At 52.1% G+C, this 13,206-nt stretch carries 12 protein-coding genes; 2 read left to right on the top strand and 10 right to left on the bottom strand.

The features are described from left to right. Positions 1-21 precede the first annotated feature (21 nt). Both serS and crcB read right to left on the bottom strand, forming a co-directional pair. Positions 22-1,338 (bottom strand): serine--tRNA ligase, encoded by a 1,317-nt coding sequence (gene serS / locus IMCC3135_RS24180; RefSeq protein ID WP_088919928.1) that lies wholly within the window; start codon positions 1,336-1,338, stop codon positions 22-24. A 123-nt stretch (positions 1,339-1,461) separates the two neighbouring features. Next, positions 1,462-1,857 carry a fluoride efflux transporter CrcB gene (crcB, locus tag IMCC3135_RS24185; RefSeq protein WP_157736242.1) on the bottom strand — a complete coding sequence of 132 codons (396 nt, stop codon included), beginning with the start codon at positions 1,855-1,857 and terminating at the stop codon, positions 1,462-1,464. A gap of 46 nt (positions 1,858-1,903) precedes the next feature. Between crcB and IMCC3135_RS24190 the strand changes: the two genes are divergently transcribed. Continuing rightward, on the top strand, positions 1,904-2,476 hold the full coding sequence (locus tag IMCC3135_RS24190) for a DUF4124 domain-containing protein (RefSeq protein WP_205737699.1): 573 nt from the start codon (positions 1,904-1,906) through the stop codon (positions 2,474-2,476). Here IMCC3135_RS24190 and IMCC3135_RS24195 read toward each other — a convergent pair. Continuing rightward, positions 2,458-2,943 (bottom strand): DUF1249 domain-containing protein, encoded by a 486-nt coding sequence (locus tag IMCC3135_RS24195; RefSeq protein WP_088919931.1) that lies wholly within the window; start codon positions 2,941-2,943, stop codon positions 2,458-2,460. The genes IMCC3135_RS24190 and IMCC3135_RS24195 overlap by 19 nt on opposite strands. Positions 2,944-3,205: 262 nt before the next feature. On the opposite strand from IMCC3135_RS24195, the gene infA reads away from it, so the two are divergent. Further along, positions 3,206-3,424: a translation initiation factor IF-1 gene (gene infA, locus IMCC3135_RS24200; protein ID WP_088919932.1), complete on the top strand. Its 219-nt coding sequence runs from the start codon at positions 3,206-3,208 to the stop codon at positions 3,422-3,424. 184 nt (positions 3,425-3,608) lie between these two features. Here infA and clpA read toward each other — a convergent pair whose 3' ends face one another. The 7 genes from clpA to IMCC3135_RS24235 all read right to left on the bottom strand — a co-directional run bounded on the left by clpA (position 3,609) and on the right by IMCC3135_RS24235 (position 13,192). Continuing rightward, a complete protein-coding gene (gene clpA, locus IMCC3135_RS24205) occupies positions 3,609-5,894 on the bottom strand; it encodes an ATP-dependent Clp protease ATP-binding subunit ClpA (protein WP_088919933.1) in 2,286 nt (761 codons plus the stop codon). Between the two features lie 75 nt (positions 5,895-5,969). Next, on the bottom strand, positions 5,970-6,287 hold the full coding sequence (gene clpS, locus IMCC3135_RS24210; RefSeq protein ID WP_088919934.1) for an ATP-dependent Clp protease adapter ClpS: 318 nt from the start codon (positions 6,285-6,287) through the stop codon (positions 5,970-5,972). 572 nt (positions 6,288-6,859) lie between these two features. Continuing rightward, positions 6,860-8,833, bottom strand: a complete 1,974-nt coding sequence (locus IMCC3135_RS24215) for an O-antigen ligase family protein (protein WP_088919935.1) — start codon at positions 8,831-8,833, stop codon at positions 6,860-6,862. Beyond that, a complete protein-coding gene (locus IMCC3135_RS24220; protein ID WP_088919936.1) occupies positions 8,802-9,623 on the bottom strand; it encodes a polysaccharide deacetylase family protein in 822 nt (273 codons plus the stop codon). The genes IMCC3135_RS24215 and IMCC3135_RS24220 overlap by 32 nt, the downstream gene beginning before the upstream one ends. Further along, positions 9,620-10,765 carry a glycosyltransferase family 2 protein gene (locus IMCC3135_RS24225; protein ID WP_088922047.1) on the bottom strand — a complete coding sequence of 382 codons (1,146 nt, stop codon included), beginning with the start codon at positions 10,763-10,765 and terminating at the stop codon, positions 9,620-9,622. Before IMCC3135_RS24225 ends, IMCC3135_RS24220 begins: the two co-directional genes overlap by 4 nt. 2 nt (positions 10,766-10,767) lie before the next feature. Continuing rightward, on the bottom strand, positions 10,768-12,243 hold the full coding sequence (locus IMCC3135_RS24230) for an oligosaccharide flippase family protein (RefSeq protein ID WP_088919937.1): 1,476 nt from the start codon (positions 12,241-12,243) through the stop codon (positions 10,768-10,770). A gap of 13 nt (positions 12,244-12,256) precedes the next feature. Further along, positions 12,257-13,192, bottom strand: a complete 936-nt coding sequence (locus tag IMCC3135_RS24235; RefSeq protein WP_088919938.1) for a polysaccharide deacetylase family protein — start codon at positions 13,190-13,192, stop codon at positions 12,257-12,259. Positions 13,193-13,206 lie beyond the last annotated feature (14 nt).

Below are 13,206 nucleotides of genomic sequence, written 5' to 3' on the forward strand. Positions count from 1 at the left end.
AATATCAGTTATTAACAAACGTCACGGCAAGAGTACCCTAGTGACACCTCCAGTGTAAGCCTGCAGAGCTTCAGGCACCTTTACACTGCCATCTTCCTGCTGATAGTTTTCCATGATGGCAATCAGGGTTCTGCCTACCGCCAGACCTGAGCCATTGAGCGTATGCAGCAATTCTGGCTTGCGTGTTTCCGGATCTCGGTAACGGGCCTGCATTCGTCGGGCCTGGAAATCGGTGCAATTACTGATGGAAGATATCTCTCGGTACGTCTGCTGACTGGGCAGCCATACTTCGATGTCGTGTGTCTTGGCAGCAGCAAAACCGATGTCGCCACCACATAGAATAACCACACGGTACGCCAAGCCCAGTTTCTGGAGAATGGCTTCAGCGTGCCCGGTCATCTGATCCAGCGCTGCGAAGGATTCGTCAGGGTGAACGATCTGCACCATTTCGACCTTCTCGAACTGATGCTGCCGAATGAGGCCACGGGTATCACGCCCATAGGAGCCCGCCTCAGAACGAAAACAGGCACTGTGACAGGTGTAACGCACGGGCAACTCACTGGCCTCCAGAATGGTATCTCGTACGGTATTGGTGACCGGCACTTCTGAAGTAGGAATCAGATAGTAGTCAGATCCCGCAGCGCCTGCCTCTGCCTGTGTTTCAGCATCGCCCCATACCAGCCTGAACAGATCTTCCTCAAACTTGGGAAGCTGGCCGGTGCCTTTGAGCGAATCGGCATTGACCACATACGGCACGTTGATCTCTGTGTAGCCATGCTCACGTGTATGCACATCCAGCATGAATTGAATCAGAGCCCGGTGCAGCATCGCAAGCTCGCCTCGCAGTACCGCAAAGCGTGAACCGGTCAACTTGGTCGCTGTCTCGAAGTCGAGTGCACTGCGGCGCGCACCAATATCAACATGATCCAATGGCGGGTAGCTGAACTCCTGCGGCACACCCACTTTGCGCATTTCCACATTCTCTGATTCGTCACGACCAGGTGGAACGCTGGCATCCACCAGATTGGGCAAGGTCAGCAAAATGGCATCAAAATCGGCCTGAACAATCGCAAGCTCTTTCTTGGCTTGCTCCAGTTCATCGCCCATGCGTGTGTTTTCAGCCAGCAGCGGCGCGATATCCTCGCCCCGCCCCTTTGCCTGACCTATCGATTTGGCTCGCGCATTACGCGTCGCTTGCAACTCCTCACTGTGCTGTTGCAATTGTTTACGTTTTTGATCAAGTACCGAAATCGCATCCTGATCCAGGGTGAAATTACGAACACTGAGTCGTTCAGCAACAGCTGGCAAGTCATTCCGAAGCAGTTTAGGGTCGAGCATGTGGCGATGGATTCTCTCAGAAATGTCGATCTTGAAGGTTCAGCGGAAAAAGCGGCAACGATTCCCGACTACACAGTATATCAGCGCATCCTACAGGCGCCAGCAAGGCGAAATACTCGTCAATCAATTGACCAGCAACCAACGTGTGAGACCCGCTCCGATAAAGACGGCCAACAACGATCCGAGCACATTAACGGTAACGTTCAGTGCCGCCAGCCCCCCATTCCCGCCTTCGAAGAGTCGTAGGGTCTCGACTGAAAAGGCTGAGAACGTGGTGAAGCCTCCCAGAAAACCGACAATCAGCAACAGCTGCAGTGGCGTACCGAACACCCCTCGGCTCCAGAACCAGGTGGCAATGACACCCGCAACGAATGCCCCTAACAGGTTAGCCGTCAAAGTAGCCAACGGAAATCGCACCACCTCCCTGGCGAGCCACAGGCTCAGGGAGTAGCGCAAACAGGCACCCGTCGCGCCTCCTATCCCCACATAAATGAAATTCAGACCTTGATTCATCGGCATCGACTTTGCATTGATAAAGAGGAACTTTAGCGCAAAACCCATGACCATGAATCGTCGAATCAGCCTGTTGTTCTTGCTGGCCAATGTCTCTGTGGTTTTCGCACAACCGCTCTACAAGTGGGTAGAGCAAGACGGGACCATCACGTTTTCACCAACCCCACCTACCGGCGGCACCAACTTCGAAAAAATCGATGTGGTGAACCCGGCCTCCTCTTCTCCGGTGCTTGAAGCCGCACCAACGGCTGCCGCGCAGAGCGCAACACCGCCCCCCATACCCGCGCCTGCCAAGGCAATGCCACGCATGGAGTACGCACCTGGTAATCCACGTGATCTACCCGAAGCGATCAGTCGTAGCCCAGCGACCACAGCCGTTCAGCCGGTAACCTCCGGGATTGCCGTTACCCGACAGCTTGGTGCTACCGCAGTGGATGCCGACACAGATCAGTCAGCCAGTACAAACGCGGCAACCTACAAGCAGAGCCGTTGTCAGGATTTGAAGAAAAGGGTGACATCGCTGGAAAGACGCATGAAGTCTCGCCTATCGCCTGAGGATATGGACAATACGGTTATCTACATGGCGCGCTATCAACGCAGCCACGATCAGTACTGCTCGCAATAGTCGGCAGGCACTTCGATGCTTGCGCTGTGTTCACCAAACTGGTGACCCTGGCGCAGGCAGTAACTCAGCCACTTCTGCAGAAACCGGTTCAACCGTCGCCCCTCTTCCAGGTCACGTCTTCGCCGTATTTCGATACGACCTTCGGGCATCAGCCCGCTCATAACCTCGCATGTTCGCGCATCATGATATAGCCGTATGGCCAGATCAGGCTCGCGCTCGCTCCTGCCACGCAGACTGTTATCCGGAAAACGATAGGTCAGCCTGAACGTCGAGGTGTAGCGGCTATGCTCCAGCTCACCGAGCTCCAGCACCATCGCACCAGGCACTTGGGACAGGAATGATCCATGCCCCATGCTTTTCAATTCTGGCGCAAGCAGGCGCATGAGCATGTAATTTTGCTCGTAGAGATCCATCAGTGAGGCAAAACGGCCACTGTGCCGTGGCTTGTGCAGTAGAGTGGTATACATCAGGCGTATTATGAGAGGCTACTGCCATCAGTTCAAACGAATAATTCGCACTGTCAGCAATCAACTGGAAGCGTTATTGATAGAAATAGAGCTTCCGCGCTTGTAATATTGGAGCTTTGGCAGCATATTACGCGGCTCAGGCGTGGCTTGATTATTGCCAATATACTTCCGCAAGCTTGCAGTGGGCGGTATTTTGGTGATAATGGCCCCCAGCAAATACCCTGTCCACGTCCCTACCTGATGAAGGCAAACCAGAGATTTAATGGCTAAAGAAGAACCCATAGAGATGGAAGGCGTGGTTGTAGACACCCTCCCAAACACCATGTTCCGAGTGGAACTAGAAAACGGACATGTGGTTACAGCTCACATTTCCGGGAAAATGCGCAAGCACTACATCCGCATACTCACCGGCGACAAAGTCACTGTACAAATGACTCCGTACGATCTGAGTAAAGGACGTATCACGTACCGTAGCCGTTAATCCGGCAAAGAACTACCAAGATTCCGGCAAGGCCACCATGGACTGCGTACTGCGCAAGGTGGCCCTGCCTTAACCTGTTCTACTTTCCGGTAACGCTAGTGGCTCTGGGCTACTGTTTCATCTTGTCGATTTGACTGGTGAGATCCGACTGTGCCTGAAAGACACTGCCGGACCTCATACTGCCTCAGGGTGAGACAGGCGTTGCTTCCTTGCTTTCCTTGCTTTCAAATTCAAAGGCAAGATCGCCCTTCTCGTCGAGAATGACGTTCACTCGACCACCGCGACTGAGCTTGCCGAACAGTATTTCGTCCGCCAGGTGCTTCTTCACGTTCTCGCTGATGAGTCGTGCCATGGGACGAGCCCCCATCCGCGCATCGAAGCCATGCTCGGCCAACCAGGCTTTGGCCTCGGGATTGAAGTCGATTGACACGTTCTTCTCTTCAAGCTGGGCTTCCAGCTCGATGATGAATTTGTCTACGACGTTCAGAATGATGCTCTTGTCCAATGGCTTGAACTGGATAATGGAATCCAGGCGGTTACGAAACTCTGGAGAGAATAATTTGTTGACCGCCTCACTGCCGTCTGTAGTGTGATCCTGTTGCGTAAAACCCATCGTGCTTCTGGAAATGGACTCGGCACCCGCATTGGTCGTCATGACCAGAATGATGTTCCGGAAATCTGCCTTGCGGCCATTGTTATCCGTCAATGTTCCGTGATCCATAACTTGCAGCAGCAGGTTGAATACATCCGGATGTGCCTTCTCGATTTCATCCAGCAATACCACCGCATGCGGGTTCTGGATAACGGAATCTGTCAATAATCCGCCCTGATCGAATCCGACATAGCCCGGAGGCGCACCAATCAGACGCGATATCGTGTGTCGCTCCATATACTCGGACATATCGAAACGAATCAGCTCGATACCCATGATTTTCGCCAACTGCTTGGTTACTTCGGTTTTACCAACGCCCGTGGGTCCTGCAAACATGAAACTGCCAATTGGCTTGTCTTCCGGGCCCAGACCTGAGCGTGACATCTTGATGGCGGCACCCAGCGACTCAATGGCCTCATCCTGACCAAAAACTGTCATGCGCAGATCTCGCGCCAGTGTCTTGAGCTTGTCAGTGTCGGTTGAGGAGACGCTTTTTTCCGGAATTCGAGCAATCTTGGCGACAATAGCCTCGATATCCTTGACCGTAATCTGTTTTTTACCTTTGGTTGCCACCCCTTTCACACGGTGATTCGCACCCGCTTCATCGATGACGTCAATTGCCTTGTCCGGCAGAAAACGATCGTTGATGTAGCGACCCGATAATTCGGCAGCCGTCTTCAGAGCATTATTGGAGTACTTGACCTCATGGAACTCCTCATAGCGTGACTTCAGGCCCTTGAGAATTTCGAATGTCTGATCAACTGACGGTTCAACGACATCGATTTTCTGAAAACGACGCGACAAGGCGCGATCCTTTTCGAAGATGCCACGATATTCCTGATAAGTAGTCGAACCGATGCACTTCAACTCGCCCGTCGCCAACATGGGCTTGAGCAGGTTTGAGGCATCCATGACACCACCAGAAGCCGCACCGGCACCGATGATAGTGTGAATTTCATCAATGAACAGGATAGCGCCTGGCTCTTTCTTGAGCTGATTGAGAATGCCCTTGAGGCGCTTCTCAAAATCTCCGCGATACTTGGTGCCAGCAACCAGTGCACCCAGATCGAGTGAATAGATCACCGCATCTGCCAGTACATCCGGCACCTCTCCGTCAACAATTCGCTTGGCCAGACCTTCTGCAATGGCCGTCTTGCCAACACCCGCCTCACCAACCAGCAATGGGTTGTTCTTGCGTCGACGACACAGGACCTGAGAAGCACGCTCGATCTCGTGATCACGACCGATAAGCGGATCGATTTCACCAGCCTGCGCTTTCAGGTTCAGATTGGTTGCAAATTTGTCCAACGGCTTGGAATCGCTTTCACCCTCCTCACCCGAGTACTCCGAATTGCTTTCTTCGGCCTCTTCCGGTTCTTCCTGAGAATTCTTGGCAATTCCGTGCGAGATGTAGTTCACAACATCCAGCCGCGTAATGTTCTGCTTGTTCAGCAAATAAACAGTCTGTGAGTCCTGCTCGCCAAAAATGGCAACCAGAACATTGGCACCGGTCACCTCTTTCTTGCCAGAACTCTGGACATGAAAGACGGCTCGCTGCAAAACTCGCTGAAAACCCAGTGTAGGCTGGGTTTCACGAGTATCGTTCTCATCGAGTAACGGCGTATTGACGTCGACAAAACTATCCAGTTCGTCGCGCAGGGTTTCAAGATCACCGCCACAGGCGCGCAGAACTTGAGCGGCTGTAGGATTGTCAATCAGGGCAAGCAGAAGATGCTCGACAGTCATGAATTCAAAGCGGCGTGCGCGGGCTTCCTTGAACGCGTTGTTGAGGGTGAATTCGAGCTCTTTACTCAGCATTTTTGATCGTCCACTCTTGATACTTCGTTCTGTTGCAGCAACAAGCCATAGCAGTGCCTGGCGCGTTACTAGTAATTACACTTTTTCCATTTCACATAACAAAGGGTGATTTCGCTCCCTTGCCAATTGCGTCACTTGAGCAACCTTCGTTTCGGCAATCTCTCTCGTAAACACCCCACACACACCTTTACCTTTCTGATGAACATGCAACATGACCCGTGTGGCCTGCTCCTTGTCCAGCTTGAAAAACACCTGAAGTACCTCGACAACAAATTCCATCGGCGTGTAGTCATCGTTCAGTAATACCACTTGCCAGAGCGGTGGCTTGGCAAGTTTCGGCTTCGCAGTCTCTACTGCCAATCCGCCATCCTTATCTGTGTCTTCTGTACTCATTTACTAGTTCCACGAGATCGATTCATCTGACTTAAACTCAATAACTTCATCACTGACAGAAAATTTACATCAGGGTTCAGCCATTACGATCACGCTTGAAACAAGGATCGCAATATTCGTACCCCAACAACATGGTGTCTTATAAACGTAACTCAATTGCCACCTTGTTCACGCTTACTTCACTCACAAGTTAACCCGCTGGCAGGTAAAAGTGTAGTCCTGCTGAATGACTCGGAAGTCGAAATAGCTCACGAAACGACCAGGAGTGCCAGACAGCTCAAAGATTCCGACTGTCAAATGACAAGCTATGGACGAAAATGGCAACAAGAAAGAGCCAGATTGGATGCGCCCAATCAAGGGCATCTGGCTAGGAGTGCTCTGGCCCGAGTGTATTGTCAAGGCTGGAGCAGCGATGGATATTGTCATCCGCAGTGCATGGCGACCATGGACGTCCTCATCCACGGTGCGGGGCAGCTCTGGACGTCCTCACTCGCGAGCGGGATGCCCGGCAGCTATAGCATCGCCAGGCGGTATGAATCCATCAAATGGTAGAACCGAACCTCGTTCAGAGCCTAACGCCCAGGCGGTCGCTGTCCGGCACCACGTCGTCGAGCTGCCCGTGGCCTTTTGTCTGCCTCTGGACTATCGGAATCACCATCCACAGTGTCTTTGTCCGAGCCTTCAATGGCCGCCTCTGCAGCCTGAAAGGCTGCGGCTCCGCGCATACCTGTTCTATTCCGGCTTTTTTTGCGACGAAAAAGGCTAAAACTTTCGTCCTCCTTCCCCGCCGTCTCTACCTTGTCCTCCTTCCTGAGACGATCCTTGCGTGAGCCTGAGTCATTCTCGATAAAGGCATTGGTACGAGGTGGCTTGGGATCACGAACATTTTCCGCCGCAATCTGAGCCTCAGTCATTTTCTGCTTGAGCACCTGCATGACTACCAGCATTGCCCAGAAATTGGCTGTGAAATTCAGTGAAACGGCGCGCGAGCCAAAAATGCAAACCACTGCAAAGCAAGCGGTAGCCGATGCACCTCCGATACCTATTGCCTTGATGAACCGGTCGTGTTTGTTTCTGGAATGCAAGCGGCCCAGGTTGAAACTGTAGGCCAGAATCAGCAGAAACAGCGCCAGTGAGGGCAGCCCCATCTGTGAACCAATATACAGATACATGCTGTGCGGATCGCTCTCCACGACAGGAATTTCGGTGTAATCCTCTTTCAGGTAAGGAAATCCCTTGAAGCCCTTGCCCCAGATAGGGTCTTCCAGAATCATCTGGGCACCCGCTCTCCACATCACCAGACGTGTCGATGAGCTCTTGTCCAGTTTTTCCTCTTCAGGCGCCGACGAGCCAGCATCTTCAGAGGTAAGGCTGCCCATACGAGCAACGATGGACTCGGGAATAACACTAGGGAAAATCAGCAAGAAACACAATACGAGCGCCGTCCAGAGGGCCAGGAAACCGCGTCCCTTGTACCATCCGGCCACAAAGCCACCCAGCAACATTGCCAGATAGGCACCACGAGAAAAGGTTGTAATCAACACCTTGACGGCGAGCAGAAAATAAGGCGCCAACAACCAGGCCCGCAGATCCTTGATATAGATGAAAAAGATGGAGACCAGTGGCAATAAGGTATAAGCCACGAAACCACCAAAGTTGTTCGACTGCAGCTGGGGGCCTCCGATACGACTTTTCTCGATAGTCGAACGACCCATCTTCTCAAGCATTTCCGGCACCGCATACAACACCACCAACACCGAAGCGATCAGTATGTACACCACACATCGCTTGGCAGACTCTACATCTCGGACACACATCAACAAGATGAAGTAGAAAATGAACTGATCGACCCAGGCCTTGTAGCTTAAAAGTTCGTTGTAGATGAAAAACGTACGTCCGCCGGGCAAAAAGGTGATCGTGATCGCCGAAAGTGAACTCAAAATGGCAAAAGTGACAACCAGTGCGGTGCCGGGAGGCCAATCACTGAGCTTCTGTCGCAGCGCCGAGGCTCGCAGCATAGCTGCAAACAAACCGAGCAAAATCAGCATGTTAGTACCGTTGACTCCGGGAGCCAGAGGTACAACAAACACCTTTGAAAACGGCAGATAAATGATCATGCAAGCGACCACCAGCTCCACGCCTTTCAGCGCACTCAATCCAACAATCAGCCCCAGACCCACTGCAATAGGGTAAAGGATGGAGGATGGCCAGTTACCACCGGTTATCGTTATGGCCAGAACCAGCAAAGCTGGCATCGCCAGAAAACTGAGCACCGGTATCAAGCCTTCCATGGCGGGCCAGCCTGCAATGGCATCGCCCGCCTCTGCGGCCTTTCGCTCCAACCTCAGCGAGTAACGCGAAGCCTTGCGTTGCACGCGAGAAGACTCGCCAGCCCCACGTCGCCACAAACGTCTGGTTCTACCTTTGCGTGACACCTTCTCGGCACTGTCGGCAGCGACAGCACCAGGCGCGCGAGTTTCTCCGTTGGCGTTCAGGCCATCGGAGAACTCGTCGTCAACGTGCTGAGAGGATTTTGTAAAGGCCATGATAGAGCCGGTTGCCTAATAAGCGTCGTACCAGAAGTTTGATCTGGCCACGCCGCCGGTGACGCCTGAAATAACTCTCATCAGGCCTGGTCATACGTTCAAATTCTTCCAGCGTTGTATTTCTGCGGACAGCAACCCTAGAAATCGGGTTTTGCTGTTGCTGGACCAAAAGTGTCTGTTCATCAATATCAACACTGGGCGTCTCGGGCGAATTGAAACACAACGCCTCGCTTACTGTACCAATCTCGGACCCGAACCATTGTCGGTATCCTGCCGCCTTCAACAAATCCAGTGTTTGCTCATTATATCGGCCACCGGGGAACGATATTGACTGACAGCTCATGCCGGTCAACAACTCCAGGTGCGTGCGACTGTCAACAAGCTCGGTGCGCGATTCATCGACAGTCAGATCGTCAAAAAATTGATGCGTCACGCCATGACTGCCGATACTCATCCCTGGCATCTGCGCCAATCGACGCAACTGCTCGCCACTCATGAATCCGGATCGCTGATCAATGAAATTGCTGGTGATAAAAAAATAGGCACTCATACCACGAGCCTGCAGCAAGGGTGCAGCAATATCCAGATTACTCTGATGGCCATCATCAAAGGTAATGATAATGTCCGGTACAGAAGAATCTGAATCGAACAGACCCACGTTTTTCGCCTTGAGAAGGTCTAGCTGGGCGATGAAATTCGCCTCACTGACTGCATAGGGCAAATCTTCCTGATCAATCGCAGTCGTATCCTCGCCTCGATAAAGCGCGTGGTACATCAGAACAACACTCATGATGTCTTCCACCTGACCGCACTACCTCCCCCCTGTGACGCTCGCCAGGCACCTATAACCGCTGCAACGTTCAACTGCAGGAATATCTTGATGATGCTAGTGAGGCGCGTATCCAACCCCAGAACACCCAGTAAACCCAGAGAGTAGAAACATATTTGCACTAACAACATGGCGCTCAGAAAGGGGGTGTTGCCAGCCACACTGGCAAACAAGGCCAGCATCAGTGCATAGGGCACGAGCAACCTGAACACCTTGTGGGATAGAAACTGCCACCAGATCGGATTGATGCGGGGATCGAACAACCAGCTGTGTCGCGAGAATGACTGAAAATTTCCAGTCAGTGTCCGCACCTTGCGTTTGAACTCTCTGGAAGAATCTGCTTCGGCTTGATCAAAAATCTGTGCAGCCGGCTCCAGCACGGTCCGTTTGCCCAGTTTTAGCAACGAGATCGGTGTATCAAAATCATCCAGCAAAGCATCAGCTGGCAACGGTTGATAATCCGCACGCCGGATAGCGTAAAGAGCCCCCGTGGCGCCAGTGGTCGAAAACAGGTGGCTTTCGTTGTCGCGAATCCACTTTTCATATTTCCAGTAGAGACCCACATTCGCCGCTTCCCGCCCCAGATCATCATGCAACACCAACTCTCCGCTGACGACACCGATGCTCTGTTCCTGAAGACGATTGACCAGCGCACGTATCGCCGCCGGTGCAACTGATTGACGCGCGTCCATGAATACAACGATATCGCCACGAGCACGCGACACTCCAATGTTCAGAGCTGTCGGCTTACCGGCAGCCGCGCCATAGTGATAGAGTTGCCACCGCTCGTGGCTCTCACAGGCATCACTGAAAATATCCACGGTATCGTCGGTGGAACCATCCGATACAAAAATACATTCCAACAGATGCTCCGGGTAATCCAAGGCTTCCAGAGAGGCAATTTTTCCTGGCAAGTTGCCAGCTTCGTTATGAGCCGCAATGATAATGCTGACGCTGGGAAGCTGATCCTCAGAAGGGGGCAGCGGATTATTAGCCTGCCCCAGCACCACCCTCGCTCGATTAGCTCGTAAATGCAGCACAAGCGGAAATCCCAGATAGGTATACAGGCAGAACAACGTAGCAGCCAGAAATATGTAAGTCATGTTCAGGCTCTCCTCAGCCATTTATTCAGATTGAGACTCAGCCATTGCCTGAAGCCAGCATCCACGAACCACAGTAACGCCAGCAGAATGCTGCTACCCAAAACTCCCTTTATCAGGAAATCTGCAACATCAGAGCCGAAAGTCATCGGATTCAGTACCAGAAATACAGCACCGCTTGCTGCCAGAATCTGCAGGGGAATACGCAACTTGATCGCAAAATCTACATGTTTGAATGCCTGACTCCCTACACCCGCCATGAAGATCACATAGGAAATAATCGTCACGATCGCAGCCCCCGTTATCCCGAAACGCGGAATCAACAGAACATTCAGCGACAGGTTGATTACTGTGGCAACCAGGCTCCAGCCCATCAACACCTTGGTGTTCTTGAATATATAAAGACCGGCAGCCAGAAAGTGCATGGTGCCCTCGAGCCAGAAACTGATAGCCACATACGGAATGATGACGGTTCCAGGGCTGTATTTATCACCAGCCAGAAAGCTGAGCAAATGCGGACTGGTCAGTGAGAACATGGCAATAAAGGGTATACCAACAACCATATAGAGATGAAAACCACTGGTCAGAAACTTCTGCGTTGCCACCCTTCCGTCCGACTCCCACAACTGCATATAGGCCGGCTTTACCGCTTGAATCAGAGTTGCCAGAATAATAATATCTATATAAGCAGTCAGGTTATAGGACGCTGAATATTGCCCCAGAGCGCTGACACCCATTATTGATTCGATCAGATATCGATCACTCAACCTGAGCACCAGCCCCAGGGACTCCAGCATCATCAGCGGCAGACCATACATAAGCAGTGCCTTGGCCAGCTTCATGGACACATCCGACATGCGGAATTCAAAATCGGGAAGGTAGTGATATGCCGTATATATTACGCCCACAAGCTCGGCAATCAACAAACAACTGATCACCGACCACGGATCCAGATCGCCAAGTAGCAGCAGCACCAGGATCAAGGACAGATTCAGAAAGCGCGACACACTCTGAGCAATGGCAACGACCCCACTTCGCTGCTGGGCACGCAGAAAATTCATGACGCCGCTACCTAGCAAACGGATGAATACGATAATGGCAGCCAGTGAGAATAATGAGGCAATGTTGTCGTTCTGCAAAACATTGGGCAGGATGACAAAGCCACTGAACAACCACAGAGCAGTCGCCATGGCAGCCAACGCGAAGAACACCATACTGACGGTGCTGTTCATCTGACCAACCGTAAAGCCAATATTGCCGTTTTTTATCTGCGAGAAAAATCGAATCACTGAGTGCTGAACACCCAGCTTGCCAATGGCAATACAGAGCGTAAGACTGGATGTGACCAGGCCCACGACTCCGTAATCCGCCACACTCAGATTACGCGTCAGGATTGGGAAACTCACCAAGCCAACAACCGCAGAAATGATTCCAGCGGTTGCGTAATTTCTCAAATGACGCAACATCCCTACTTCGACCATGTTTTTTACTCAATCAGGCCGTTTGAAATAAATCATTGAGTGCGGACAACGGAACAAACTGCCCGCCCTCCTCTGCACACCATTGCAATGCTGCCTGCATATCGTCAATAAAACGTTTGACGTCATCAGCCGATTGCGGATAAGGCGATGCCTTCTCGATCACTTCCATGGAATGGAACATCATGTTGATCGACAAGACACGCTCATTACGGTGCTTCTTCATTTGATATCTGACAATCTCTTTCATCTGCTCGACAGAGGCAAACCAGGGTCGAAACCATCGAGGATCACGGAACAGACGGGGTTTGACCGTCACGGGTACTTCAAGCAGTCGCCCTGGCGTGCAAGGTCCAGCAGAGGAAATACTGCCAGGCGCCGGGAAATAGGGTTGCTCCGGGGACTTCCGAAAATCCACAACTGCGTTCGGTTCACGCCATCGAATATATGGCGTAACACTGGTGTCTACCTTATAGCCCAGCTTTTGCAGACTGTTGATCGAGTCTGCCGAGGCGCCATAGCGTCCGGCCCTGAAACTGGTCGGAGAATAACCCAGCTGCTGCTCGAACAGGCGCGTCAGGTTGGCCAGTTTCTGATATTCCACATCAGGGGCATAGCTGCACTGGAAATCCGGACTATCTACTCCTGCATAGTCATGGAATTTCTTTTCTGGCTCGATGAACGCTGCATGCAGGTGAGTTCCATATTCGTAATTGCCGGCAAGTTTGCGTAGCGTCTGAACACTCTGTGAGTCCTCCAGCACCTCTACCGTCAACAGATAAGTGGGAATGGCACCAACGGCTTCGAATGCGGGCTGCAGCCTGTTGGGCAGACCCTCGTTGATAGAGTCGAACGCCAACGGGTTTGAGCGTATCCATGCCGGGTCGTGATCACACTCGGTGTCAATAGACACCGATACGACCAGCTTTTCGATTTTACTGCCATTGATCATCGGTAAGCCAGACT

This window comes from Granulosicoccus antarcticus IMCC3135, assembly GCF_002215215.1.
In the GTDB taxonomy this organism is placed as follows: Bacteria; Pseudomonadota; Gammaproteobacteria; order Granulosicoccales; family Granulosicoccaceae; genus Granulosicoccus; species Granulosicoccus antarcticus.

Bases quoted from the DNA above. Each gene is read 5' to 3' on its own strand.
- serS (WP_088919928.1), bottom strand. From the start codon at position 1,338: ATGCTCGACCCTAAACTGCTTCGGAATGACTTGCCAGCTGTTGCTGAA.
- crcB (WP_157736242.1), bottom strand. From the start codon at position 1,857: ATGCCGATGAATCAAGGTCTGAATTTCATTTATGTGGGGATAGGAGGC.
- IMCC3135_RS24190 (WP_205737699.1), top strand. From the start codon at position 1,904: ATGAATCGTCGAATCAGCCTGTTGTTCTTGCTGGCCAATGTCTCTGTG.
- IMCC3135_RS24195 (WP_088919931.1), bottom strand. From the start codon at position 2,943: ATGTATACCACTCTACTGCACAAGCCACGGCACAGTGGCCGTTTTGCC.
- infA (WP_088919932.1), top strand. From the start codon at position 3,206: ATGGCTAAAGAAGAACCCATAGAGATGGAAGGCGTGGTTGTAGACACC.
- clpA (WP_088919933.1), bottom strand. From the start codon at position 5,894: ATGCTGAGTAAAGAGCTCGAATTCACCCTCAACAACGCGTTCAAGGAA.
- clpS (WP_088919934.1), bottom strand. From the start codon at position 6,287: ATGAGTACAGAAGACACAGATAAGGATGGCGGATTGGCAGTAGAGACT.
- IMCC3135_RS24215 (WP_088919935.1), bottom strand. From the start codon at position 8,833: ATGGCCTTTACAAAATCCTCTCAGCACGTTGACGACGAGTTCTCCGAT.
- IMCC3135_RS24220 (WP_088919936.1), bottom strand. From the start codon at position 9,623: ATGAGTGTTGTTCTGATGTACCACGCGCTTTATCGAGGCGAGGATACG.
- IMCC3135_RS24225 (WP_088922047.1), bottom strand. From the start codon at position 10,765: ATGACTTACATATTTCTGGCTGCTACGTTGTTCTGCCTGTATACCTAT.
- IMCC3135_RS24230 (WP_088919937.1), bottom strand. From the start codon at position 12,243: ATGGTCGAAGTAGGGATGTTGCGTCATTTGAGAAATTACGCAACCGCT.
- IMCC3135_RS24235 (WP_088919938.1), bottom strand. From the start codon at position 13,192: ATGATCAATGGCAGTAAAATCGAAAAGCTGGTCGTATCGGTGTCTATT.